Genomic DNA, 25,600 nt, shown 5'->3' on the forward strand with positions numbered 1-25,600 from the left:
TTCAGTATTATTTATCACTAATTCTTATGTATAGGAACCGCTAGAGTGACAGATGGGAAGGAAAGCCCCTGTGTGGGGCTGGAAGGGAAACTGTCAGATGAACGAAAAACTTGTCGTCCTATGTGTATTCCTCGGGTTCGTGGCGCTTGAAGTCCTCACCGGCCGCTTCCCGAACCGCGGCGCCTCCAAAAAGCGGGACTGGATCATCGAGGCCCTGTCGATGATCGCCATCACCGTCATCACAATTCCGCTGGTGCTCGCTGCTGTCCATACGCTGGGCGACCGCTTCTTCCCCGCCGCGCAGGGTATGCTGGCTGACCTGCCGGTCCCGGCCATGGTCGTGCTGCTTCTCGTCGGCGACGATATGGTGCAATATTGGTGGCACCGCACGTCGCACGCCGTGCCGTTCCTCTATAACCTGCACCGCGCGCACCACAGTGCGTCCTATATGAGCGTGCGCGTCGTCTACCGGAACAATATCTTCTACTATCTGTTCATGCCCAGCCTGTGGATCTCCTCCGTCCTCGTCTATATGGGGCTCGGCGTCATCTACCCGGCTTATCTGATCATCAAGATGGCGGTGATCATCGGCGCGCATTCGAGCGTGCGCTGGGATGAGGCGCTGATCAAGCGGCCATGGCTGTCGCCGCTCCTGTGGATCGTTGAACGTACGATCTCTACGCCCTCGACCCACTTTGCGCACCATGGCCTGCATAAAGAGGACGGCGTCACCAACTATAAGGGCAACTACGGCAACCTCTTGTTCTTCTGGGACGTGCTGTTCGGCACCGCGCACATCACGCGCCGCTACCCTAAGGAATACGGCATCGAAGGCCTTGAGCCCGTGAGCTGGAAGCAGGAAGTGGCATGGCCCCTCGCCGGCGCCGGAAACGGCGTGAAGGCCGCAAGCCCGCTACCGGATGCCGACACACAAGAAGCCTGAACCCCCAAGGCAAGCAAGAGGCATCCGCCAATCCCCCGGCGGATGCCTTTGTCTTTAGTAAGTGATGTCCATCGACGACAGGTCGGACATATGCAGGCCGACAAGGAAGATACTGTCGCCCCCACCGGTGTTGATCAGAAGCCCGGCCACGCCGCTCACCGTTACCTCGCTTGACGCCGCCTGGACGCCGGAAAGCGACGTAAAGTCCGTCGTCGTGCCCGAAAGCTGCAGGATGTCTTCGTCTTTGTTGAAGTCGGTGACCCTGTCATCGCCATGGTTGGCGGCGAAGACGAAGGTGTCAGCCCCGGCACCGCCGGTAAGCGTGTCATCGCCCTGGCCGCCGTTGATGCGGTCATTGCCGTCGTCACCATTGAGGCTGTCGTTCCCCGTGCCGCCGTTGAGCGTGTCGGCCCCGCCGCCACCCGTGAGCGTGTCATTGCCGTCGCCGCCCCAAAGCGTGTCGGAGCCGGAGGCGCCATCCAGCGTATCCGACCCGTTACCGCCGAACATCAGGTCGTTATCCGCGCCGCCATCGAGAACGTCATTACCGTCCCCGGCATAAAGGCTGTCGTTCCCGGCACCGCCCGTGAGCGTGTCGTTCGACACATTGGCCGCCCCGGGGCCGCCATAGAGGACGTCATTGCCGCCCTCCCCGAACAGGTCGTCATTGCCTTCGCCGCCACCGATGGTGTCACGGCCACCGGCACCGTAGGCCAGGTCATCACCGGTGCCGGACCAGATGACATTGCCCGCGTCTCCGGTGCTATCGCTGACCTCACCGACTTCGACCACGCCATTGCCATTGTCGTTCCAGCTGCCGCCGACCAGCGTATCGTTGCCGTCACCGCCGAACAGGGTATCGGCGCCATCACCGCTGCCGGACGAAAATTCAAACAGGGAACTTTCGCTGCTGCCACCGATGATCAGGTCGTCGCCCGTACTGCCACCGAGGATATCGTTGCCCCCATCGCCGCGGATACTGTCGTTCCCGGCCCCGGCATAGACTTCGTCGTTCCCGGACCCGCCCATCAGCATGTCGCTGCCGTAGCCGCCGGAGATGAAATCATTGCCGCCCCGGCCATCGACCGTGTCATTCCCGGCAAGCGATTTGATGCGGTCATTGCCCGCAGTGGCGTAAATCGCGTCGTTCCCGGACGATGCCGTGCCGGTTGCCCCGAAATCACCGCGGCTGATGTAGCTGCTGTCAACGCCGGTCAGCGTGATGGTATCGCCCGACCCGTCGGAAAGGACCGCGCCGTTCGCGCCCTGGCTGATGGTGACGGTCCCGTAACTGAGGCCCGCGGCCGACAGGTCGAATTCATCCGTGCCCACCGTGAAGTCGGTGATGACGTCATCGCCCCAGCCGCTGTCGAACGCGAACACATCGGCACCCGTGCCGCCGGTCAGGCTGTCATTCCCCGAGCCGCCATCAAGCGTGTCCTGGCCGCCCTGGCCCTTGAGGATGTCATCCCCGGCACCGCCTTCCAGGCTGTTGGCGACGCTGTTGCCCGTAAGCGTATCGTCGCCGGTGCCACCGATGGCATTTTCGATGGTGATCTCCGGCGGCGTGTAGACCGTGTCGGTTTTCACCAGCGTGGCCGCGTTGGTATAGAGAGAAATCCGGGTACCGACGTTGCTCCAGCTGCCCGGCGTCAGGTTCAGCGCCACATTGGCCGAGGTAAGCGAGGCATCATAGGTATCGTTGCCGCCGGTATCCCAGATGGTTTCATAATATTTGGTGCCGTTCTCGAACGTGTAGGTGGTATCCCCCACCGCCTTGTCGATCGGGCCATAGAGATACTGAAGCGCCTTGATATCCCAATACATGTAGGTGGTGGGATAGAAGCTCGCGCCCTGGGCCTCCGGATGCTCGGCCGAGATCGTATAGGACATGACCGTATATTCGAGGCCTTCATACTGGCTCGGCATGGTCACGCCGGTCGGGTCGGCCTCGAAACTGTGCTTCAGGCCGAGCGCGTGCCCAAGCTCGTGCAGCATGGTCAGCTCGAAGTAGGAGCCGCGGCCACCGGTATCCAGGTTCTGGCTCAGGAACCAGATGTCCCCCGCGAGCACCGAGCCTGATGGCAGATAGGCCCAGGCGGCGGCGCTGTTATCGGCAACCCCGGTCCAGGCGGCGCGGATGGTGCCTGCGCTGGTGGCATTGTCCGGTACTTCATCGAAAGTCAGCGCGGCCAGGCTGGCGGCCTGGTCGAGCGCATAATGGAAGACTTCCTGCTCGGCTGCGGTCAGCCCCTGAAGACCGGTCCAGGGTTCGCCGTCGCCGTTGCTGGCGCCATAATCGTTGTTGGCGTCCGAGTAAACGCTATTCGCGGTCGGGATACTGTAGGTCACATGCGTTGTCGACGCATGCTCGACATTCTGGTAGCGCGTGAGGTTGAGCAGCGCGTCGATCTCGGTCACACCGCTCGCGTCGACATTCTCTGCCACGGCATCGGTGGTCGGGGTCGGGTCCGGCGCGACATAATTATCATAGCTGAGCGTATAGGTGCCGGTGGTGGTGTCCCAGCCGCCGGCCGAGACATAATAGGTGCCGGTTACCGTGGGTGTGAAAACAAGCTGGCTGTTCCGCCCGGTCCCGCCATCGTCATCCGACAGGCCCAGGGATGTGCCCGAGGCATCATAAAGCCCTTTGATGTACGGGTCTTCAAGCGTGCCCGCGCCGGTGGGCTGGCCCTGCATACTGATGGCGTAGGTTACCCCCGCCTGCAGGGTGACCGCGACCCAATCCTCATCACCCGCCGTATCGATCGTGCCGGTGTAGGTAGCACCCTGGGTGACGCTCGCCGTCGTACTTAAGTCGTTCGGAATATCTACCACTTTTTACCCTCAAAAAAGATACGCCCGACCGTCCCCTCTGGCCGAACTCTATCAAGACTATGGGATACCAGCCTCCGTTGCATAGCAGAATAGCAAACCCGGCACGCCCGCGCTCCCAAAAGATATGCCAGCGTACCATCATGGCCTTTTTGAGACTGGCACCTCCTCCCGCGCAGCATACGCCGCAAGTTTATGACAAAGGTTAGACCGCCTTCCCTCCGTACTTTTTCCGTGGACTTCCCGCCTCGCCAAAAAGCCACTGGCACATTTTCAAAATCCCCTTAAAGTTCAGGGGGACTAGAACAGGAATACAAAAGGCCACCGAAACGCCCATGCTACGCGCCATTATCGACCTTCATCTGGACCCGCGGATCTATACCATCGACAATTTCGTCTCGCCTGTGGAATGCAGCCACCTGATTTCCCGAGCCAAGGCCAGGACGATGACGCGCGGCGAAGTTTCGGGCGACGATGACTCGATCGTCGTGGAAGCGCGCACCAACGACATGTGCTGGCTGGAACATGACGCCGACCCCGCCACGCGGCGGATCGCGGCGCGCGTCGCAGGCCTTATCGGGATGCCGCTCAGCCACGCCGAAAGCATCCAGATGATCCGCTACGGCCCCGGCGCCGAATACCGTGCGCATTTTGACGCCTTCGACCCGAACACACCTTCGGGCAAGCGCAACTGGGAAGGCGGTGGCCAGCGGCTGATTACCGCGCTCGGGTACCTCACCAACGTGACCAAGGGCGGGGAGACAGACTTCCCGAACATCGGCATCACCATCCCGCCCGAACGCGGCAAGCTTCTGGTGTTCCATAACTGCGAATCCGGCACGGTCAATTGCCACCCGCAGTCGCTCCATGCCGGATGCCCGGTGATCGAGGGCGAAAAATGGGCCTTCAATCTGTGGTTCCGCGAATGCCCGCGCGCCAACGCCGTGGTGCCCTGAAAAAGCCCCACACCCCGCCATAGGGTTGCACTATTCTCGCCCGTCAAATTGCGCGGGGGGTCATTTTCCGGTAACAGTCATGCATCATTAGAAGGAAATGTCTTGAAAGACACGCCCTTCCTTTCCTAAATGGCAGCGTTGTCATTGTTGGAAACTCTAGTGTTTGGAAGAAATCATGTTCGCCACCTCGTTCGGTCAAAAAAGCCTTCACGATCACCTGGATGCCCTGGGCATCCGCGCAGCCTTTGACGCCAACCTCAAAAAGGCGGCGGATCATGCGCGTGCGCTGGCGGCTGATGGACTGCTGCCGTTCGCCCGTCAGGCCTCGACCGGACCGGACATGGCCCCGATGAAAGCGGCGGCGGCGCGCATCACCGCGACGTTCGAAAACCTCATCGTGCTCGGGACCGGCGGCTCCAGCCTCGGCGCGCAGGCGGCGCTTGCCATTTCGCGCTACATCGACGGCACCGGCACCCAAATCCACACGCCGGACAGCCTGTGCCCGTTCGAGATGGACCGGCTCTTCAGGACGCTCGACCCCAAAAACACCCACGTACTGGCGATTTCCAAATCCGGCACCACCGCGGAGACGCTGGCCCAGCTTCTGGCCTGCCGGGCGTGGCTTGAAACCGCCGTGGCCGAAGATGCCATCGGTGAGCATTTCACCTTCATCACCGAGCCGGGGACGCGCCCCTTGCGCACCTACGGTGAAAAGCTGGGTGCGCCGATCCTGGATCACCCCACGGACGTCGGCGGCCGCTTCAGCGTGCTCACGAACGTCGGCATGCTGCCGGTGATGGTCTCCGGCCTGTCGGTCGAAGGCTTCCGCGATGGCGCCCAAGAGGTCTGCAAGGACCTGATCGAGAACCCGGAAAGCGCGCCTGCCGTCATCGGCGCCGCGCTCACGCAGACACTGAACGAACATAAAGGCATCACCCAGGTTCTGGTCATGCCCTATGCTGAAGTGCTGCGCGCTTTCACCCGCTGGCACGGCCAGCTGTGGGCGGAAAGCCTGGGCAAGGACGGCCTCGGCACCACGCCGATCCGCGCCGTCGGCCCGGTGGACCAGCACAGCCAGCTGCAACTTTTCCTCGATGGCCCCAATGACAAGTTCGTCACCATCATCACCATCCCGAGCTTCGGCAAGGGCCCGAGAATCGATGAAGACGAAGCCAAGGCTTACGGCCTCGATTACATGGCGGGCCGCACCATCGGCGACATGGTCACCTGCCAGTCCCGCGCCACGCAGGAAACCTTGCGGGGCAAAGGCCGCACCGTCCGCGAGATCGTCATCGACGCGCTTTCGGAAGAAAATTTGGGTGGCCTTTTCGTGTCCTTCATGCTTGAAACTGTCCTGACCGCACACCTGATGGGCGTCAACGCCTTCGATCAGCCCGCGGTTGAGGAAGGTAAAATTCTGACGCGGCAATATCTGTCCGCACTGGAGTGACAATGCAGCACCGTCCGATCAAGAAGATCGTCCTGCCGGTTGCCGGTCTCGGCACCCGGTTCCTGCCCGCCACCAAGGCCATCCCGAAGGAGATGCTGCCGGTCCTCGACCGTCCGCTGATCCAGTATGCGGTGGAAGAGGCCCTGGAAGCCGGGATCGAGGACATCATCCTGGTCACGGGCCGCAACAAGCAGGTGATGGAAGACCATTTCGACCACGCCTACGAGCTTGAAAAAATCCTGCAGGAAAAGGGCAAGGATGAAGCGCTGGAGATTTCACGCTCCATGCTCCTTGAAGAAGGCCGTATTTCCTACGTCCGCCAGATGCGTCCCCTGGGCCTCGGCCACGCCATCTGGTGCGCGCGCAAGCTGACCAACGGCCACCCGTTCGCCGTGGCGCTGCCGGATGACCTGATCAAGGGCAAGCCCGGCTGCCTGAAGCAGATGGTGGAAGCCTACAATGAATATGGCGGCAATATCGTCGCCACCATGAAGGTCGCCCAGGAAGAGACGTCCAAATACGGCGTCATCACCCCGGGCGTGCAGGAAGGCAACAAGATCGAGGTCAAGGGCCTGGTCGAGAAACCGCACCCGGCCGATGCCCCGTCCAACCAGGCGATTGTCGGCCGCTATATCCTGCAGCCGGAAGTCATGCAGCATCTGGAAGAACGCCAGGTGGGCGCAGGTGGCGAGATCCAGCTGACCGACGCCATGGCGCGTCTGATCGACAGCCAGCCCTTCCACGCGCTGGAGTTCGAAGGCCGCCGTTTCGACTGCGGCAGCAAGATCGGCTGGCTGATGGCCAACCTGTCGCTGGCCGCCGAAGACCCGTCGATGGCCGCGCAGCTGAAGACGCTGGTGACCTTCAAGTAAGCCTTCCAAAACCGGACAAACAAAAAGGGGCGCCCTTTCAGGTGCCCCTTCTGCTTTTCCGTGCGACAGACCGCGTCAGGCTTTCTGTGACAGCCGCTTTTCCCAGGCATAGGCATGGGTGACGATGGTATCCAGGTCGTCATAATCCGGCGTCCAGCCGAGCAGGCTTTTCACCTTGTCGGCCTTGGCGACCACCTTGGGGCTGTCACCCGCGCGGCGGCCTTCGATCTTCACCTCGAAATCGACGCCGGAGACGCGCTTGACCGCCTCGATCACCTCGAAGACCGAGAAGCCGTGGCCGTAGCCGCAGTTCATCACCTGGCTTTCGCCACCATCCCTGAGCCAGCCGAGCGCCAGCCGGTGCGCCTTCGCGAGGTCGGTGACATGGATATAGTCCCGGAGGCCGGTCCCGTCCGGCGTGTCATAGTCGGTGCCGAAGACGCTGAGGGCGTCGCGGAGGCCGAGCGCGGCCTGCGAGGCCACCTTGATGAGGTGGGTGGCGTTCGCCGTCGACTGGCCGGTGCGGCCTTCGGGGTCGGCGCCCGCGACGTTGAAGTAGCGCAGTGCGACGTAGGAGAAATCATGCGCCGCAGCGACATCGCGCAGCATCATCTCCGTCATCCATTTGGAGGTGCCGTAAGGCGACAAAGGCGCGAGCGGTGCATCCTCCCCGATCGGCACATACTCCGGGTCGCCGTAAACCGCGGCGGTGGAGGAAAAGATGAAGCGCTTCACGCCGTGGCGGACACAGGCCTCGATCAGCGTGCGGCTGTTGGCCGTGTTGTTGCGGTAATATTTGAGCGGGTCGGAAACCGATTCCGGCACGATGATCGAGCCCGCGAAATGGATGACGGCGTCGATTTCACGGTCCGTGAAAAGCTTGTCGAGCGTCGCTTCATCGCCGACATCGCCCTTGATGAACTCGGCGGCCCCGGCGACCGCGTCCCGGAAGCCTGTGGTGAGGTTGTCCAGCACGACAACCTTCTCGCCCGCGCCCAGAAGCTCAAGCACCATATGGCTGCCGATATAGCCTGCGCCGCCTGTCACCAAAACCGTCATACCCTGTTCCTTACTTTACGTATTCTGACTGTAAAAAGCATTGACCCGCTCAAAGAGGGCCAGATCATTCTTGTTCGCCGCTTCAAGGCGGTCATAGCGCGCGTCGCCGAGCTCGGCCCGGATTTCCTGAAGCCGGTCCTCAAGCGAAAGCTCCGGCGCGCGGGTGGCATTCTTGAGGACACTCCCCAACACCACATCGGGATAATAGGCGCGCATCAAAGTTTCAAGCCGCCGGATGGAAGCCTCAAACTGCTCCACCAGCCCGACGAAGGGCAGCCTATCCAGCGTTTCCATCGCCCTTTCCAGGCTGGGTTCTTCCCCCGGCGCCCCCGAGAACATCGACAGGCGGACACAGTTGAAATTGACGACCGCCCAGCCGTATTCCTCCTGCATCTTGATGTCGATGTAGCTTGCGAAATCATGGGTCTTCGCCAGTTCCGCGCCTTTGGTGTCCGCCGCCTGCCGCCGTTCGAACAGATAGGCCGACCGCGCCCGGTCTATCGGGTGGCGCAGGAAGATCACCGGCAGGATATCCACACCGGGGATATCGGGCACCGGCCCCTCAAGCGTATGGGAGGAAAAAGCCCGCTTCTGCGGCTTTGACAAGATCCAGTCCCGCGCGAGCGGCCGCATGTCTTCTTCGCGCTCAAATTCACGGCTATCGCACAGCTGGCCGAAATTATCCTTCAGCATGGCATCGACCGACGTGCCTGCATTCTTGAAGGAATGATAATGCAGGATGACCGCCCGGCCCTTCACCGTCGGCGCCGGGGTAAGCGGCACGCGGAACGCTGCCAGCTTTTCAGGGATATCTGCCATGTCGCCATAAAGCGCTGCCATCGTGCGCAGGCTATCCAGCAGCGCCCCGGAGCGGGCTTTCCGCTCAGCCCCAGCTACACCCGGCCATTGGGCGAGCAACTCCTCGGTTGCGGAAACAAGGTCGAACGCGTCGGGGTTCCGGGCCAAACCGCTACGGTCAGGCGCCTTGAACGCCACAGGTGTCTCCCCTTTCAGAAGACCCGCCATGCCGTCACGGCTGGCTTGATCGTCCGTCCAGTGGGTCAGCTGACCAGCGTCCTGTTCTGCCATCTGGCTCAGCGCCAATAGCGTATGCTTAAGCCAAAGCTGCGGCCCGCCGGGGATGCCGATCTTGCCGGGGAAGGCCTCGGTGAACCGGGCCATGGCCTCATCCGCCGTCAGCGCCAGCAGCACCGGGCGGACATCCACATCCAAGGCAGTGAACGCCTGCGCCCAGATACCGATGGTCGGCGCCAACGTATCGCCCGCGATCACCAGCGGCTTGCCACTATCCGCAGGCGCCGCTTCCCATGCCTTGGCGATAAGGTCCTGCATCCGCATGCTGGCCCATTGGGCGAAACGGCTGTCGATGTTTTGGAAAGAAGCATCCTGCCGCAGCATCCGCACATCGGCCCAGCCGTAGCCCGAAAGGTCGAGGATGCGCCGGTTGATACGGCTCAGCCGGGCCTGAAAGCTTTTGTCTTCCTGGTCCACGGCTTCACGGGACAAGGCGACGAACGCGGCGCCTTCTGCGGCGCAGGCTTCGGCGATGGCAGAAAAATCCTGCCCCGGCAGCCCGGCCAACAGAAGGATTGTGCGCCTATCCGCCATCCCTACCCTCAGGGTTCCAGGTTCATGGTTGCCGACTGGATATAAAGTCCGCTTTCTTCGGCCTCATAGGGGCTGCCCACGGCCTTGACCGCATTAAGGAGGTCCTTGCGCGCGCGGGCAAAGGAGAAGCTTTGCGCCACGAACGCGCGGGAACGTTCGGAAATCAACGTCCAGGCTTCTGCGTCGCCATAAAGCGTGGAAAGCGACGCCACCCAATCCTCAACCGTATCGGCGATATGACAGTCATAATCGTGCCGCGCGCCGGTGCCTTCCGCCGCAATCGACGACAGGACGGTCGGGATACCGTAGGCCATCGCCGCCAGCACCTTGCCCTTGATGCCTGCGCCGCTCAGAAGCGGGGCGATGAAGACCCGGTGCCGGTTATAGACATCCGCGACATCCTCGATATGGCCGACGATGATGACATCATCCGCGGCGAGCGAAGCGACCTCATCATTCATGTTGCTGCCGTACACATAAAGCGGCACGCCGGGTAGCGCCTTTCTGAGCGCGGGCATCACCTCCCGCACGAAGTAGCGCATGGCCTCCACGTTCGGCGGATGGCCGTAGCCCCCGAGGAAGGCGATGCCTTCGCGGGCATCAAACGGCGGGATATCGTCCGCGACATCGACCACCCACGGCGCCTTCATCACGCGGGACTGTTCCATATTGTGGCTGAGGATCACGGCGTGCTCGACCTCATTATAGCTGAGGTTCATATCGACCTGCCGCATCACCGCCAGCTCTTCCTCCCGCGTCTTGCGGGCTTCCTCGAGCGCTTCCGGGTCACCGGACTGGATGGCGGCGCGGGCTTCACGCAGGAAATGCAGGTCGGCGTTCATGAACAGCACTTTTGCCTGCGGGGCATATTCGCGCACCATGTCCAGGTGGTCCTGCGCCACATAATAGCGGGTGATATAGACCACATCGAACTCGGCCCCGCGTTCCTGCAGGAATTCATCGACCGCCACATAGAAGGGGGCATAGATGACCTCGACCCCGATACGCTGGAGCTGCTCGGCATATTTGCCGAGCCACGCCAGGTTACCGGGCAGGAAGGTCACCTTGTAACCGAGCGACTGCATCAGCCGCATTTCCTGGATCGCCGCGTAAGAGCCAGCGTCATAGTCGGTGCGCGGCATCTGGTAATCCATGAACAGCGCCCGCTTGGTGACGCCTTCATCCTTGTAAAGATGCGCGGCTGGCCCGGCTTCAGGCGCGTCCTTCAGCGCTTTCGCCCATTTCTTCAGGAACTTGGGCTGGTTGATCTCCTGAAAGCGCTTCAAACCGGTTGAGGCGACTTCGGTGCCGTTCGAGATACCTTCATGGTGGACCACGACCGAGAGCGGCGCATAGAGCGTCTTATAGCCCTTATCGCGTATTTTGAAGGCGAGGTCGGTGTCCTCATAATAGGCGGGCGCGAAGTCCTCGGAAAAGCCGCCGACTTCCTGCCACACCGGCTTTGCCACCATGATGGCGGCGCCGGAGCAATAATGCACAGGCCGGGTATAGTTATATTGCGGCTCATCGGCGTTGCAGTGGCGGCCGTAGTTCCAGCCGGAGCCATCGCCCCAGATGATGCCGCCCGCTTCCTGCAGGCTGCCGGTCGGGTAAATCAGCTTCGAGCCGACAAGCCCGACATTTTTGAAATTGCGGAAGCTGAACAGAAGTTCGTCCAGCCAGCGGTAGGTGACTTCGGTATCATTATTGAGGAGGACGATATAGTCCCCGCGCGCGGCCGCCGCCCCGGCGTTACAGGCGCCGACGAAGCCCTGGGCTTTTTCATGCCGGATGATCTTGATGCCGCTCACAAGCCCGGCCAGCTCGGTCGTGCGGTCGCTGGAACCGTCATCGACGACGATGATTTCCACACTGGCCTCATTATAGGCGAAGCGGAGGGCTGCCAGGCAGTGGTAGGTGACCGCGAACTTGTTATGGACCGGCACCACCACCGACACGGTCGGCGCCTCGGGAACCGGGAAGGCAAGCGGCACGAAGATTTTGTTTTTCTCAAACCCCGTCGTGACGATATCGACACACTGGCCGATCTCCGCGATCGCCTGCGCGCCCAGCGTATCCGCGTGCGCCATCTGCGCCTGCAGGGAGCGGTAGCGCGTGCCCGCCATCGGGCTGAGGTCCGACCGGAACGGCGGCCGGGTATGTTCGCGGATCACTTCGAAATCGATACTGCGCTGGGACAGAATAACCACATCGTCCTTAAGGACCTGACCCTCGAATGTGCGGAGCTGGATATGATGCGCGTGGCCGTCGAAGGCCCTGGCGCTCAGCCGCAGATATACTTCCCGGCGTTCCGGGCTCTGGGTCTTGTGGGCGAAGCCGATGGTATCGAGCGTGCCGTCGATCATGACCTGAACGCCCAGCGCACTGGGTTTTCCGGCATCGTCCAGCATCGTGACGAGGTTTTCCCCCGCTTCATGCTCGACTCCTGCGCTGAACCGCCGACCCCGGATGATCATCCAGGGACAGGTGAGCGGCAGGCGCTCCACCCGGACACCTTCAGCGATGCGGGTTCCGGCCTTGTAGATATCCAGCTGCTTGACGCTCTCGTCCTGAAACGGTGCGCTTTCAAGGCTCAGGAGCACCGTGCCGGCATTGCCCAGCGCCTTGATGATGTCCAGGATGCCCGGCACCGTATCGTGCCAGCCGCGGGCGGGTTTACCGCTCGACATGAAGAGGGAGGCATAGGTGTAGAAAAGGTAGCAGTCCGTGTCCGCGGCCGGGTCATCCGCTTCCATCAGGAAGGAAACGCGGGCGGTGCGGGCGGCCGCGGGCGCGGTGGTATTCATGAAGGCGAAGCTATAGGTTGCGAGCTTCGTGCCGCCGGACAGGATGTCCTCGATCTTTTCACTGAAGGCCCCGACCTCAGTCCCGTCGGCGCCGAAATAAGTCACCTGCAGGTGGGCCGAGGAGCGGTGCGCGGCCACATAGGCCGACAGCATATAGTCATGGCCGCCGAGAACCGGGACCGAGGGTCCATACTCAGGGTGGTGATAGGTAACTGTTGCAGATGCAACACCGGGGGCGAGGCGGCTGTAGGCGGTGTGGGCACCAGCCAGCGTCCAGTCCGGCGCGAGGTCAACTCCGCCCTGAGCCTCACCAGCTGTCACCTGCCACGGGTTTTCATCGCTCGAAAAATCCCCATCCGCCAAGAGGTTGATACCGATCAGCCGGTCCGCAACCCCTTCTGGAACCAGATCAATCTGGATGCCAGTCTCGTCCTTGGCGTAATAGTCTTCCACATCCGCGCGGTCAGCCACGAGCAGAACTGTTGAGCCACAGGAAATCATTGCTGGTTCCACAAGTTACACTCCCAATCGCACGAAAAACCCCTTCGCCCCGCCGGCAGGCCCGCCCTTTCAGGCGCCTTCCCTTCAGGGGGTTTACCATCTGGCGCCTAAATGTACATAATTTTTGCGGCCCGCGCACAGGGGCTTTTGCGGCCATGCGCACGAAAGCTGTTGATTAACCTTAACAAAACCGGCGGAACATTGGATACTGCCCCGGAAGGCTCTTATTCATTTTCATAGGGACTATTTCTACACCATGTTTAACGACATTTTCCCGGTCATCATGTGCGGCGGTAGCGGAACCCGGCTTTGGCCGCTGTCCCGGTCCGGCATGCCCAAACAGTTCCTCAGCCTGACCGGCGATAAAAGCCTTCTTATTCAGGCGCTCGAACGGACTGCGCCCCGGTACGGCTTCAAAGATCCCATGGTCATCGCCAACCAGGACCACCGTTTCCTGATCCAGAAGCAGATGAACGATGCTGGTTTGGCCGCCCAGAAAATATTTCTGGAGCCGGTCGGCCGCAACACGGCACCGGTGGCGATCATCGCCGCCCTCGAAGCTGTGGCACAAAGCCCTGACGCCAAAATCCTGCTGCTCGCCGCGGATCATCTGATTGCCGACCTGCCCGCCTTCCATACCGCCACCGAAATGGCGGCGAATGGCACCGATGAGGGCTACCTGACCTGTTTCGGCATTTCCCCCACCGCCCCGGAAACGGGCTATGGCTATATCAAACCGGGGGAGGTTGCCGCAAAAGGCGTCCACAAGATCGACAGCTTCCAGGAGAAGCCGGACCTCGCGACCGCGCAGGCTTATCTCGCCTCGGGCCAGTATCTCTGGAACAGCGGCATGTTTCTCTTCAAGGCGTCCCAGCTTCTTGAAGAAGCCGCGCTTCATGTGCCTGACATGCTGGCCGCGTGCCGGAAGGCGTATGACGGCATCACGCCTGACCTTGAGTTCCACCGCCTGCCCGAAGACGCCTTCGCGGCCGTGCCGTCCGATTCGCTCGATTATGCCATCATGGAACGCACGGAACGCGCCGCCGTGGTGCCCTGTTCGATCGGCTGGTCCGACCTCGGCAGTTTTTCCGCACTGCATGACCAGGGCGAAAAGGACGCCGGCGGCAACGTCACCGAAGGCGATGTCCTCCTCCTCAATTCCAGGGACTGCTACATCCATGCCGACGACAAGCTGATCGCCGGCACCGACCTCGACAACCTGGTCATCGTTGCCACCGATGATGCCGTGCTTATCGTGCCCAAGGACAAGGACCAGAAGGTCAAGGATATTGTCGAGGCCCTGAAGGCGGAGGGGCGTGACGAAGCCAAGCTGCACACCACGGTTTACCGGCCGTGGGGTTATTATAGCTCGCTCGCCATCAACCACCGCTATCAGGTGAAGGAGCTGGTGGTTTACCCCGGCAAGCGCCTGTCGCTGCAGTCGCACCATAAGCGCGCGGAACATTGGGTGGTGGTCGAAGGCGTTGCCACGGTCACCCGCAATGACGATATCCTGACCCTCAAGGCCAATGAGTCCGTCTACCTGCCGGTGGAGACACGCCACCGGCTCGCCAACGAAGGCGAGACGGAACTGCACCTCATCGAGGTCCAGACCGGCAGCTATTTCGGCGAGGACGACATCGTCCGCTTTGAGGATGATTTCAAACGCAAGACAACCGGGGCATAACGGCGCGCATCCATGGCTCAGACACCGGTTCAAAAACTCTTTCTCCACATCGGCCTGCATAAGACGGGCACGAGCGCGATCCAGTATGCGCTTTATCACGCGCGGGAGCGGCTGAAGGAGCAAGGCGTTCTTTACCCGGCCTCGGTGGCCTGGAACGATTTTTCGCACCACAGCCTGACCCTGCCGTTCTGGCGGGAGGAAGACTATGCGCCCGCCTTCAAGGACCTGCGGGCGGAGATCGAGGAAAGCGGTTGCCAGACGCTGGTTATCAGCTCCGAGCTGTTCCCCAACATCTATGAACAGGCTGACCGCTGGCCCGCTTTCTGGGCCGAGGTGCAGGCGCTCGCGGATGATATCGAGATTATCCTCTATGCCAGGCGGCAGGACCGTTTGGCCGAATCCGTGTTCAAGCAGTGGGCCAAAAGCGACGACCTCAAGCTCAGCATTCCACCGGCGGATTTCATCAAGGATGATGTCCGCATCAATATGGATATCCTGCATTATTGCCAGGTGTGGGCGGGGATGCCCGGCGTCAGCAAGCTTCACCTGCGCTCCTACGACAAATGCCGTTCGGTGCTGCTGCCCAGTTTCCTGGATATCCTCGGCCTGCCCGCAAACATCACGGACGGCTATAACAGCGTTCATGCGAACCCGACGCTCGACGGGGAAAAGCTCATGTTCCGGCATTATTTCAACGGCTATGACCTGCCGCAGGCGATCAGCGACCAGTTGCTCGCCTATATCCAGAAGCACCTGTCGTCCGAGCCCAGGCTCGATGTCTTCACGCTTGAGGAAAAACGCGCGCTACTGGCCCGGTATGCTGACAGCAACCGGGAGGCTTTCAAAACCTTCGGCAACGACGATACCCCCTTTGACGACGAATTCGAGGCCAGCGGCCATGCGTTCCGGCGGCCGACGACCCCGGAAGTCCTGGACTTCTTCATGAAACTGTCCCAGGTCGACAAAAGGCTGGCGGCCCACCTGTTCGATGCGGTCATGACGCCCCCTGCCCCGGCTGCCCCGGTGTGACCTTCAGACCAACCTCCCACGGGAAATGCAGGCAGGAATTGAAAAATCTGAAGCACAGGTTGCCGCCATCAGAAAAGCGCAATAAATACTGCACACAGCTCGGGTAAGCCTTCCGTCATGGGCCATCTTTATTTTAGGGTGGCATTCCGGGGCGGAAAGCTTGGACTTATTGTTAAAATTATCGCAATCTTACAAACGGTTAGCGATACACCTGAGCAGCAGTAGACTGACGACCAAAAGCGGGGGACTAGAGGATCATGGCCACAGAGCACCTGACGGAAGAAGAAAGAGAGCGCGCGCTCGCCTATTTCGACCCGGCCTGGTACGGCGCGGCCCATGAGCTCGACGGCCTCAACACCGAAGCCCTGGAAACCCGGTTTCTGGAGGTCGGCATCTGGGAGGGCCATGACCCCGGCCCCTGGTTCCGAAGCGATATGTATCAGGCTGCCGCAGGCATTGCCGCCGAGCGAACCGGCCTGCCGCCGTTCGTTCATTATATCCGCAAGGGCTGCCTGGAGCGCCGCAAACCGACACCGCTGTTCCTGCCCTTCGTCTATGCCTATTTCCTGACGGAAGACGCCGATAGAATTCCGGACCTTTACGCCCATTTCATCCGCTCAGTTGGGGACGGCAACACGCCGCGCTTCAACCCGATCATCCCGGCTGACTGGACCGAGGCCATCCCCGATATCCCGAGCCGGGAGGCCTACAGCCGCCTTTTCGACCCGGAAGCAACCCTTGTCGGCCTTTTGCCCAAATGCTGCTTCCGCCCGATCTTCTACCGGCAACATGCGTCTGTCCTCACGTGGGAGAACGAGCTTGTCGACTATGTCCTGGAAGGCTGGCGCAAGGGCTATGACCCGCACCCGCTTTTCGACAGTGCCTTCTATATGGACCTTCTGGAAAAGCACGACACGCTGGACCATAATGACTTTAACGGCCTGACGCCGCTTGAGCATTTCATCGAGCATTGGTCGGACGCGCCCGCGGCCTCGCCCTTCTTCGATGCGCCTTACTATAATCACATCGCCAACCTGCCGGAGACGTCCTACGCCAACCCGTTCGAGGCCTTCTGTGCGATGGATGAGCGCTTCCTGACCGTCTCGCCCCACCGCAAGGTGAATTTCGAGGCGCTGGGACACGCCTGGAACGACAGCGTAATCGGCGGCGGCCAACCCTTCACCGCCAACCATTTCATGACGCTTGTCACCAAGATCAGGCTTGGCAAATGCAAGCGCCCGGAACAGACGGACGGGACGCCCGAGGTCAGCATCCTCAGCCTCAATTACAAGAACCCGGAACACACGATCCTGAGCGCTTATTGCGCGCTCATGAACCTGGGCGGCCATCAGGCGGAAATCCTGGTGATGGACAATGGCTCCGGCAACTGGGACCTGCACCAGATCGAACGCTACCTCAGCCCCTTCACCGAGGTCCGCGTCTTCAAATCCGAAACCAACCTCTATTTCGGTGAAGGCAACAACCTGCTGATCGACGCCGCGCGCGGCAAATATCTGCTGTTCCTGAATAATGACGCCTACCTGGGCGCGACCACCATCGACGATATGGTCTCCATCCTGGACAGCACGCCGGACTGCGCGCTCGTCGGCCCGACCTTCCTGTTCCCGGACGGCAAGATCCAGGAAGAGGGCGGCATCGCGCCTGATTGCGGCAACACCATCCAGCGGTCCAAACACCTGCCGGCGGACGAGTTCATCCTGCGCCGCCCGCCTGAGACCCATGTGACCGAGGTGGATTATATCTCGGCCGCGATCGCCATGGTCCGCGCCGAGCAGATCGAAGCCATCGGCGGGTTCGATTTTGTCTTCGAACCGCTGTTCTTCGAGGATACCGACCTGTGCCGCCGCCTGCGCGCCCACGGCCACAAAGTGCTGGTGTCACACCGGTCGTTCGCGGTGCATATTGAAAACACCTCAACGAGCGAACTGCTCGCCGACAAATTTGTCGCTCAAATCAACACCAACCGCCGCCGCTATGCCGACCGCTGGCTGCGCCGTCCCTCGGATGATATTCCGCGCGCGGGCGCGAACCTCAGCCGCTTCAAGGCGCACGCAGGCGGCAAAAAACCGAAAGCCCTGGTCTATACGCCGTTCCGGCTGTCCGTCGGCGGGGGTGAGCGCTACCTTCTCAGTATCGCGTCATCGCTGAGCGCAGACTATGACGTTACGGTCGCCACACCCTGGCCCACCAGCCGTACCCGGCTGGCCTTCGTCATGCAGGACCTGGGGCTTGAAGGCAGCTTTGCCCTCACCACCATGTGCGAGGTCGATCCACGCGAAACCCCGGACCTTTTCATCGCCATGGGCAATGAAATCCTGCCGACCGTGCCGGCGATGGGCCGGCGCAATATATACCACTGCCAGTTCCCCTTCCCGCTGCACCGGGTTCAGGGCCGGCAGGACAACGCGCTCGACGGCTATGAATCGATCGTGGTGAACTCGGACTTCACCGCATCCCACGTCAAAAAGGCGCTGCAGGACCGCCGCCTGCCGGACATGCCCGTCCATGTCATCCACCCGCCGGTGAAGGTCAACAAGGACGAAAAGCTGGCGCTTGCCCGTTTTGAGGACGAAGACCACCCGCTGACGGTGGCCACCCTCGGCCGCTATATCACGCGGGAGCATATGAAACGGCAGGATGTGGTGCTGGACACACTGGTGGCGCTTGGCCGGGGTAACCGTCAGATCAAGGGCATCATTTCCGGCAGCCTGTCGACCGATGAGGCCGACATGGCCTATTTCGGCAGGCTGAGGAACAGTGCACCCCTTGGCGTCACGGTGGAATGCAACGTCTCAGCCGCTCGCGTGGCCGATAACCTTACAACCGCGGACATCTATATGCACGCCACCGGCTTCGGCATGAGCCCGGCGCTGCAGCCCCACTATATGGAGCATTTCGGCATTTCGATCGTCGAAGCCATGTCCTACGGCTGTGTGCCTTTGGTGTTTGATGGCGGCGGTGCTGCGGAGCTTGTCATGAAGGCGGGCGTCGGGGCCACCTTCCGCAGCCGGAACGCCGCCGAGGATGAGATCATCGCCTATAGCAAGCTGCCCGTGGCCCAGAAGAAGGACATGGCGCTTCAGGCCTTCAAGGCCGCGCAGGCCTATGACGAAGCCTTGTTCCGGGACGCCTGGCGCAGCCTCATCAAGGGCTGAGCCTCAGGATAGCGTGAAGTCTTCCCGCTGGGTGGACAGGTTGCGGTTGAAATAGCGGTCGGGCGCCAGGTGGGTACCCCAGCGCTGTTGCAGGACCGCGGCTTCACGCAGGTAACGCGCCCGCTTTTCGCCCTTCAGGTCCTTGCCGCGCGACTTGCTTTCATAGTGATACAGAACCGCGTGCGGCACATAGATATTGTGGTAGCCCGCATCCTGCAGCTTCAGGCACAGGTCGACATCGTTGAAGGCGACGCACAGTTCGTCCGCATCCAGACCGCCGACCGCCTGGAATTTTTCCTTCTCGACGATCAGGCAGGCGCCGGTGACGGCACTGACAAATTGGCTGAGGTGCGCACGGTAGAAATAACCCGGCGCGTCGTTCTTCAGGAAGCGGTGGCCATGGCCCGCCAGCCGCCCCATGCCGGTATAGACCCCGGCGTGCTGGATGCGGCCATCGGCATAAAGCAGCTTGGCCCCAACGGCGCCCGCTTCCGGGCGGACAGCCTGCGCCATCAGCTCATCCAGCCATTCGGGGGTGATGACCTCGGTATCGTTATTGATCAGGCCGATATAGTCGCCGCGCGCGTGGCCGACCGCGAAATTATTGATGGCGGAATAGTTGAAGACGCCGGGGTATTTAATCACCCGCACCTTGGGTTGGCGCACGACCTTGTCGAAAAACGCCAGCGTCGCAGTTTTTTCGCTGTCGTTATCGACAATCAGCAGCTCGAAATTCTCATAGGTGGTTTTCTCAAGAATGCTGCGCACGCATTTCCGCGTGAGCCGGAGCATATCCCGGGTCGGGACGATCAGGGACACAAGCGGTTTGGGCTCCGCCACATCCCGGCGCAGGCGCACATGGCCGAACGTATCGCGCTCGATATCCGCCTGAAGCCCCTCCCGTTGGCAATAAGCCTGCAGGACCGCCTCATGGGCCACGCCGGAACTGGATGGCCGCACGGCATCCGCCCGCAGGAAGCGCGGGACATAGCGCTGGTACAGAACGTCTGAGACATGGCGGACCTGCTCGCTCTTGAGCGGAGCGCCCACCTGGATGAGCGCATGGTAACGCCCCTGCCAGGAAGCGACATCATCGCTGACAGCTTCGCCTTTCAGCAGGTCGGCCCGCATGAGGCTGAGCCCGCCGACATAATCGCACGCCAGCAACAGCTCGAAGTTCCAGCCGGGTTTGAAATGGGCGAAGCGCCGCACCCCGCGGGCGTTGATCTGGTCCTCATCCGAATAGATAAGCGCCGGGCGGTCGTCTCCCAGCGTCGCCATGAAGGCACACAGGGCTTCCTCGTCCAGGCTGTCCCCCGGCCGCATCCAGCCGACGTAGGCCGCCTTCCTCATAGCCTTCAGGCAGGCTTCCTGCCCCTTGGCACCGCCGGGCGCGGCGTGCAGGCGGTGCTCATCAGCGTCCAGATATGTTTCCGCACCGTCACCGACGAAAAGCAGGGTCCAGTTGGGATAAAGCTGTGCCTTGAGGCTCGCGACCGTTGCCGCGACCTGCGCTGGCTTATTTTCAGCCGACAAGCGGCACAGGATCAGGATATTCGTGTTCCCGGACAGGTGCGCCACGCGTTCGGCAACCGTACGCCGTGCGTCATCGTCCAGCCCGGCTTTGGCGGCCAGCCATTTTTCATAGCGGCGCTGTTCATCGTCAACCAGGATACCGAACCGGTTCCTGGCCCTGAGCTTCTTGCCGAGCAGCCACCAGAAAAGCGCGCTCAGGCTTCTGAGCGGGTGGCGGACAACGGCCCGGATGAACAGAAAAAACAATCTCACAGGTTTCCCCCGACCAGGGTTTCCAGCCAGAAAAGGCGCTGGGCGTCCCGGTCATTGAAACGGCGGTAGTGCGCGGCCGCGCCCTCATAGACGGCAGGCAGCCGGTCGCGTTCCGCCACTATATCCCGAACGGCCTGCCCCCAGGCTTCGACCGTATCTTCGGCGAGGAACGCATTCTCCCCGTGCACAAGGTCCCGGGCGCGTCCCCAGTCGGCACTGTAAATAGCGGGACAACCGGCCAGAGTATACTCCAAAATCTTGTTGATGGAGCGCCCGGCGTTAAAGGGCGTGTCCGGCAGCGGATAAAGCCCGAGGTGAAAGTGCCTGCGGCCAAGGGCTGCCTTGTAACGCCGCCAGCTCTTGAGCCCATGACGGACGATACGCGGATCATCGTCCAACGCCCCCAGGCGCGGCTCATTACCGTAATAATGGAAGCGGATATCGGCGCCGCCTGCAAGCAGGCTTTCGATCACCGGTTTCAGGAAGTCGAAGCCCGCCCCGTGGCTGCCTGTGCCCAGATGCACAAGGTCGAGCGGGCCAGCCTTGGCAGTAAGGTGCTTGCCCGTGCGCAGGGTGCCAGCCCAGTAGGGATGCAGCGTGCGGATGTCGGCTTTCGTGCTCAGCCCCGCCGCTACCTTATCGCTGCTTGCGACCACAAGCGCCGCGCGGTCCAGAAGCTTGCGGTATTGCCCTGCCTTCAGGGCGGCCAGCCGTTCACGGTAGCCTTCAGGCAGGCTTGGGTCATCCGCCGCGCTCAGGTCGTCATCGATCAGATAGATGATTTCAGCCGCCTGGTCGGACAGGATCCTGTCCACCACTTCATCCCGGTCGCGCCTGACCACCAGATAGCGGCTGCCGACACGGAAGCTATTGTCGCCGATGCGCGTGACCTGGGCGCGCCGCACCACGCCGGAGACCAGGTCGCCCATGCTGCCGAGGAAATAGAGATCGGTTGTTGGCAATGCTTTATAGGGCATCCAGCTACAGTCCGGTGACGCCTTCCCTCCATGTATCGCCGCGCCTTTGCGGCCCTCATGGGCAGGCATCCCCTGTAATTTCGAAGCCGGACGGTCCAGCCCCTTACTTCCGCCTTTTTAAACCGGGTAATCTGCTCTATACAAGCCAAAGCAATTTCTAATAATGGGCGAGTATTTATGGAAGTCGAAGAAACAGCCATCCCCGGCGTCTTTATCCTGACGCCAAAACGCTTTGGCGATGACCGGGGCTTTTTCTCCGAAACCTTCAACCAGAAGACCTTTGACGCCGCCATTCCCGGCCAGACGTTCGTGCAGGACAACCATTCCCTGTCCCGCGATCCCGGTGTTGTGCGCGGCCTGCATTACCAGAAGCCGCCGTTCGCACAGGGCAAGCTCGTCCGGGTGATCTCCGGCGCGGTTCTGGACGCCGCAGTCGATATCCGCAAGGGCTCCCCCACCTACGGCCAGCATGTGGCGGTTGAGCTGACGGCCGAGAACTGGAAGCAGCTGTGGGTGCCCGCGGGCTTCGCCCATGCCTTCTGTACGCTTGTGCCCGATACCGCCTTTTTCTATAAAGTGACCAACTATTATTCGCCCGAGCATGACGCGGGCCTCGCCTTCGATGACCCGGATATCGGCATCGACTGGCCGTTCACTGCCGAAACCGCGACCCTGTCAGCCAAGGACAAGGCCTTGCCTGCTTGGGCGGATTTCGACAGCCCGTTCGTCTATGGCGAAAACTGTTAAGGATTTGAAACCCATGAAGATTATCGTCACCGGGGGCGCTGGTTTTATCGGCTCGGCAGTCTGCCGCCATCTGGTCCGGGACCTCGGGCACACGGTTATCAACCTCGACAAGCTCACCTACGCCGGCAACCTCGCCAGCCTGAAGGAAATTGAGGACAGCCCGCTTTATACGTTCGAACAGGCCGACATCTGCGACCGTCCGGCGCTGGACCGCATCTTCCGCGACCATCAGCCGGATGCGGTGATGCACCTGGCGGCGGAAAGCCATGTCGACCGCTCGATCACCGGGGCGGCGGATTTCATCCAGACCAATATCGTCGGCACCTTCGTGCTCCTCGAAGCCGCGCGGGATTATTGGAACGCGCTGCCGGATGACCGCAAGGCCGCCTTCCGCTTCCTGCATGTCTCTACCGACGAAGTTTATGGTTCGCTGGGCGCGGACGGCCTGTTTGAAGAAACCACACCCTATGACCCCAGCTCGCCCTACTCGGCTTCCAAGGCATCGGCCGACCATCTGGCCAATGCCTGGCATGAAACCTATGGCCTGCCGGTTGTCATCTCCAACTGTTCGAACAATTACGGGCCCTATCACTTCCCGGAGAAGCTGATCCCGCTCGTGACGCTTAACGCGCTCGACGGCCAGACGCTGCCGGTTTACGGCGACGGCTCGAACGTGCGGGACTGGCTCTTCGTTGAAGACCACGCCAAGGCGCTCTTCACCATCCTGACCAAGGGGCGGCTGGGTGAAAAATATAACGTCGGCGGCCGCAACGAGCGCAGCAACCTGACGGTGGTGGAAACCATATGCGATATCCTGGATGAGCTGCGCCCCGGCAACCGGCCCCGGCGCGAACTGATCAGCTTCGTCACCGACCGCCCGGGCCATGATGCCCGCTACGCCATCGACGCCACCAAGCTTGAGACCGAGCTGGGCTGGCGCGCCGAAGAGAATTTCGAAACCGGCATCCGCAAGACGGTCGAATGGTACCTGGAAAACGAATGGTGGTGGGGCCCCTTGAGGGACGTTGCCGCCGAACGCCGTGGGCTCTTGAAGAAATAAAGCCATGAAACGTATCTTTGTCGCCGGAAAATCGGGTCAGGTCGCCCTCGCCCTCCAGGAACTGGACGGCAAGCATAATATGGCTGTGCAATGCTTCGGCCGCCCGGATTTCGACCTCACCGACGCGGACGGCGTGAAAGCGGCCGTTCAGGCCTTCGCGCCTGATGCCGTCATCAATGCCGCGGCCTATACGGCGGTCGATCAAGCCGAAAGCGACGAGGTCACGGCGCTGGCCGTCAATGCCCAGGGGGCCGCAAACCTAGCCGCGGCAGCGCACGCGGTGGACGTGCCATTCCTGCATATCTCTACCGACTATGTATTCGACGGCACGAAAGACACCCCCTATCTGGAGACCGACGCCACGGGGCCGACAGGCGCTTATGGCCGGTCCAAGCTCGCAGGCGAACAGGCGGTCATGGCCTCAAACCCGGATGCGATGATCTTCCGCACCGCCTGGGTCTATAGCGCGACTGGCAAGAATTTCGTCAAGACCATGCTGATGCTGGCGGAAAAGCGCGATGAACTCGGTGTTGTCGCCGACCAGGCAGGCAACCCGACCTACGCGCCGGATATCGCCGAGGCGCTCATCGGTGTTGTCAGGCATATCTTCGCCGAGGGCTGGCAGCCGTCTTACGCCGGTGTCTATCACCTGGCGGGCACGGGTGACACCACCTGGTACGATTTCGCGTTGGCGACCTTCGCCGAAGGTGCAAAGCACGGCCATCCCGTGCCCACGGTTGCTGCCCTGACCACGGCGGAATACCCGACCCCGGCCAAGCGCCCGGCCAACAGCCGCCTTGATTGCGGCAAGCTTGAAAAGACTTTTGGCATCCAGCTGCCCAAGTGGCAGGATAGCCTCAAACGTTGCGTCGACCGCCTGTTCGCGGACGGCAGCTTCAGCCCAGCACAATAGAAACCGAAAAGGGGGAAACGGGCATATGAAAGGCATCATTCTGGCGGGCGGGCTCGGCACCCGGCTTTATCCGATTACCAAGTCGCTTTCGAAGCAGCTGTTGCCGGTCTATGACAAGCCGATGATCTATTATCCGCTGACCACGCTGATGCTGGCGGATATTCGTGAGATCATGATAATCTCCACGCCCGAGCACCTGCCGCTATACAGGGACCTCCTCGGCGACGGCAGCCAATGGGGCATTGAGCTTCATTATGTCGCCCAGCCCGAACCCAAGGGCCTGGCACAGGCCTTCCTCCTCGACCCCGATTTTATTGGCGATAACAGCTGTGCGCTCGCGCTCGGCGACAATGTCTTCTATGCCGCCGGACTCACCGAGCACCTGCAACGCGCGGGCAAAGTGGAAAAAGGCGCCTATGTCTTCGCCTACCCGGTCGGGAACCCGTCAGCCTTCGGCGTCGTTGAGATGGACGAGAGCGGCCGCGCGCTGTCGATCGAAGAAAAGCCCAAGCAGCCCAAAAGCAACCTCGCGGTGACCGGGCTTTATTTCTATGACAACCAGGTGGTGGACATCGCCCGCGAGGTTAAACCCTCGGCCCGCGGCGAGCTGGAGATCACCAGTATCAACGACGCCTACCTCAAGCAGGGCACCCTCAATGTGGTGAAACTGCACCGGGGGACAGCGTGGCTTGATACCGGCACGGTGGACGCCATGCTGGCAGCCAGCAACTTCGTCCAGACGATCGAAGCCCGCCAGGGCCTCAAGATCGCCTGCCCGGAAGAAGTGGCCTGGCGCAAGAAATTCATCACCGGTGACGACCTCGCCAAGCTGGCCAGCTCCTACAAGAACAGCTATGGCACCTACCTGAAGTCGCTGCTGCAGGAATATTGACCGCCCGATAGACTGGCCGTCCATTCAGATCAAAAGAAAACCCTGCCCTCACTAAGAGGAGCAGGGTTTTCTTTTGCCGCCGTACCCGCGCAGCAAAGCTGCACGGTCCGGATCGCTGTCCCGCATCACGCTGTTCACGATATCAGGCCGGGCGCAGACTCCCGCGCACGACTAGGGCAGGCTTCTTATAGCAGTGTCATCAAACGAAAAGGGGAGGAGCTATTGCTCCTCCCCGGATCGAACTTTTTGGTAAGCGGTTAGGCTTAGTAGGTGATGTCC

The 25,600-nt window shown here is 61.3% G+C and carries 17 protein-coding genes; 11 read left to right on the top strand and 6 right to left on the bottom strand.

Annotated features, from left to right (window positions below):
• The first annotated feature begins 97 nt into the window (after window positions 1-97).
• Window positions 98-943 (top strand): sterol desaturase family protein, encoded by an 846-nt coding sequence (locus K6118_RS11705; RefSeq protein ID WP_247120539.1) that lies wholly within the window; start codon window positions 98-100, stop codon window positions 941-943.
• A 54-nt stretch (window positions 944-997) separates the two neighbouring features.
• Here the strand turns inward: K6118_RS11705 and K6118_RS11710 are convergent, their stop codons facing one another.
• Window positions 998-3,781, bottom strand: a complete 2,784-nt coding sequence (locus K6118_RS11710) for a M10 family metallopeptidase C-terminal domain-containing protein (RefSeq protein ID WP_247120540.1) — start codon at window positions 3,779-3,781, stop codon at window positions 998-1,000.
• 332 nt (window positions 3,782-4,113) lie between these two features.
• Between K6118_RS11710 and K6118_RS11715 the strand changes: the two genes are divergently transcribed.
• The 3 genes from K6118_RS11715 (at window position 4,114) to galU (ending at window position 7,056) form a co-directional block, all read left to right on the top strand.
• A complete protein-coding gene (locus tag K6118_RS11715; protein WP_247120541.1) occupies window positions 4,114-4,734 on the top strand; it encodes a 2OG-Fe(II) oxygenase in 621 nt (206 codons plus the stop codon).
• Between the two features lie 175 nt (window positions 4,735-4,909).
• Window positions 4,910-6,184, top strand: coding sequence for a hypothetical protein (locus tag K6118_RS11720; protein ID WP_247120542.1), 1,275 nt, complete (start codon window positions 4,910-4,912; stop codon window positions 6,182-6,184).
• Between the two features lie 2 nt (window positions 6,185-6,186).
• The gene (galU, locus tag K6118_RS11725) at window positions 6,187-7,056 is read left to right on the top strand and encodes a UTP--glucose-1-phosphate uridylyltransferase GalU (RefSeq protein ID WP_247120543.1); all 870 of its coding nucleotides are present in this window, start codon (window positions 6,187-6,189) and stop codon (window positions 7,054-7,056) included.
• 75 nt (window positions 7,057-7,131) lie between these two features.
• On the opposite strand, the gene galE is transcribed toward galU, so the two are convergent.
• The 3 genes from galE to K6118_RS17570 are packed head-to-tail and all read right to left on the bottom strand — an operon-like array spanning window position 7,132 to window position 13,064.
• Entirely contained in the window at window positions 7,132-8,115 is a 984-nt protein-coding gene (galE, locus tag K6118_RS11730) for a UDP-glucose 4-epimerase GalE (protein WP_247120544.1), read from the bottom strand.
• A gap of 15 nt (window positions 8,116-8,130) precedes the next feature.
• Window positions 8,131-9,744 carry a hypothetical protein gene (locus K6118_RS11735; protein ID WP_247120545.1) on the bottom strand — a complete coding sequence of 538 codons (1,614 nt, stop codon included), beginning with the start codon at window positions 9,742-9,744 and terminating at the stop codon, window positions 8,131-8,133.
• Between the two features lie 8 nt (window positions 9,745-9,752).
• Window positions 9,753-13,064, bottom strand: coding sequence for a glycosyltransferase (locus K6118_RS17570; protein WP_247120546.1), 3,312 nt, complete (start codon window positions 13,062-13,064; stop codon window positions 9,753-9,755).
• A gap of 244 nt (window positions 13,065-13,308) precedes the next feature.
• Between K6118_RS17570 and K6118_RS11745 the strand changes: the two genes are divergently transcribed.
• The 3 genes from K6118_RS11745 (at window position 13,309) to K6118_RS11755 (ending at window position 18,944) form a co-directional block, all read left to right on the top strand.
• Entirely contained in the window at window positions 13,309-14,739 is a 1,431-nt protein-coding gene (locus K6118_RS11745; RefSeq protein ID WP_247120547.1) for a mannose-1-phosphate guanylyltransferase/mannose-6-phosphate isomerase, read from the top strand.
• A gap of 12 nt (window positions 14,740-14,751) precedes the next feature.
• Window positions 14,752-15,768, top strand: a complete 1,017-nt coding sequence (locus tag K6118_RS11750) for a hypothetical protein (RefSeq protein WP_247120548.1) — start codon at window positions 14,752-14,754, stop codon at window positions 15,766-15,768.
• Between the two features lie 257 nt (window positions 15,769-16,025).
• On the top strand, window positions 16,026-18,944 hold the full coding sequence (locus tag K6118_RS11755) for a glycosyltransferase (RefSeq protein ID WP_247120549.1): 2,919 nt from the start codon (window positions 16,026-16,028) through the stop codon (window positions 18,942-18,944).
• Between the two features lie 3 nt (window positions 18,945-18,947).
• Here the strand turns inward: K6118_RS11755 and K6118_RS11760 are convergent, their stop codons facing one another.
• On the bottom strand, window positions 18,948-20,732 hold the full coding sequence (locus K6118_RS11760) for a glycosyltransferase family 2 protein (RefSeq protein WP_247120550.1): 1,785 nt from the start codon (window positions 20,730-20,732) through the stop codon (window positions 18,948-18,950).
• Complete coding sequence (locus K6118_RS11765; RefSeq protein ID WP_247120551.1) at window positions 20,729-21,709, bottom strand: glycosyltransferase family protein; 981 nt, start codon at window positions 21,707-21,709, stop codon at window positions 20,729-20,731. Before K6118_RS11765 ends, K6118_RS11760 begins: the two co-directional genes overlap by 4 nt.
• Window positions 21,710-21,886: 177 nt before the next feature.
• Between K6118_RS11765 and rfbC the strand changes: the two genes are divergently transcribed.
• From rfbC to rfbA, 4 genes are read left to right on the top strand one after another with little or no spacing between them, the layout of a single operon-like run.
• Window positions 21,887-22,456 (top strand): dTDP-4-dehydrorhamnose 3,5-epimerase, encoded by a 570-nt coding sequence (rfbC, locus tag K6118_RS11770; RefSeq protein ID WP_247120552.1) that lies wholly within the window; start codon window positions 21,887-21,889, stop codon window positions 22,454-22,456.
• 13 nt (window positions 22,457-22,469) lie between these two features.
• Entirely contained in the window at window positions 22,470-23,516 is a 1,047-nt protein-coding gene (gene rfbB, locus K6118_RS11775) for a dTDP-glucose 4,6-dehydratase (protein ID WP_247120553.1), read from the top strand.
• A 4-nt stretch (window positions 23,517-23,520) separates the two neighbouring features.
• A complete protein-coding gene (rfbD, locus tag K6118_RS11780; protein WP_247120554.1) occupies window positions 23,521-24,429 on the top strand; it encodes a dTDP-4-dehydrorhamnose reductase in 909 nt (302 codons plus the stop codon).
• A 25-nt stretch (window positions 24,430-24,454) separates the two neighbouring features.
• Window positions 24,455-25,321 carry a glucose-1-phosphate thymidylyltransferase RfbA gene (gene rfbA / locus K6118_RS11785; RefSeq protein WP_247120555.1) on the top strand — a complete coding sequence of 289 codons (867 nt, stop codon included), beginning with the start codon at window positions 24,455-24,457 and terminating at the stop codon, window positions 25,319-25,321.
• Window positions 25,322-25,600: the final 279 nt, after the last annotated feature.

Origin of the sequence: Kordiimonas marina (genome assembly GCF_023006325.1) — a bacterium.
Taxonomy (GTDB): domain Bacteria; phylum Pseudomonadota; class Alphaproteobacteria; order Sphingomonadales; family Kordiimonadaceae; genus Kordiimonas; species Kordiimonas marina.

Bases quoted from the DNA above. Each gene is read 5' to 3' on its own strand.
- rfbB (WP_247120553.1), top strand. From the start codon at position 22,470: ATGAAGATTATCGTCACCGGGGGCGCTGGTTTTATCGGCTCGGCAGTC.
- K6118_RS11705 (WP_247120539.1), top strand. From the start codon at position 98: ATGAACGAAAAACTTGTCGTCCTATGTGTATTCCTCGGGTTCGTGGCG.
- K6118_RS11720 (WP_247120542.1), top strand. From the start codon at position 4,910: ATGTTCGCCACCTCGTTCGGTCAAAAAAGCCTTCACGATCACCTGGAT.
- galU (WP_247120543.1), top strand. From the start codon at position 6,187: ATGCAGCACCGTCCGATCAAGAAGATCGTCCTGCCGGTTGCCGGTCTC.
- K6118_RS11735 (WP_247120545.1), bottom strand. From the start codon at position 9,744: ATGGCGGATAGGCGCACAATCCTTCTGTTGGCCGGGCTGCCGGGGCAG.
- rfbD (WP_247120554.1), top strand. From the start codon at position 23,521: ATGAAACGTATCTTTGTCGCCGGAAAATCGGGTCAGGTCGCCCTCGCC.
- K6118_RS11750 (WP_247120548.1), top strand. From the start codon at position 14,752: ATGGCTCAGACACCGGTTCAAAAACTCTTTCTCCACATCGGCCTGCAT.
- galE (WP_247120544.1), bottom strand. From the start codon at position 8,115: ATGACGGTTTTGGTGACAGGCGGCGCAGGCTATATCGGCAGCCATATG.
- rfbC (WP_247120552.1), top strand. From the start codon at position 21,887: ATGGAAGTCGAAGAAACAGCCATCCCCGGCGTCTTTATCCTGACGCCA.
- rfbA (WP_247120555.1), top strand. From the start codon at position 24,455: ATGAAAGGCATCATTCTGGCGGGCGGGCTCGGCACCCGGCTTTATCCG.
- K6118_RS11745 (WP_247120547.1), top strand. From the start codon at position 13,309: ATGTTTAACGACATTTTCCCGGTCATCATGTGCGGCGGTAGCGGAACC.
- K6118_RS11715 (WP_247120541.1), top strand. From the start codon at position 4,114: ATGCTACGCGCCATTATCGACCTTCATCTGGACCCGCGGATCTATACC.
- K6118_RS11765 (WP_247120551.1), bottom strand. From the start codon at position 21,709: ATGCCCTATAAAGCATTGCCAACAACCGATCTCTATTTCCTCGGCAGC.
- K6118_RS11755 (WP_247120549.1), top strand. From the start codon at position 16,026: ATGGCCACAGAGCACCTGACGGAAGAAGAAAGAGAGCGCGCGCTCGCC.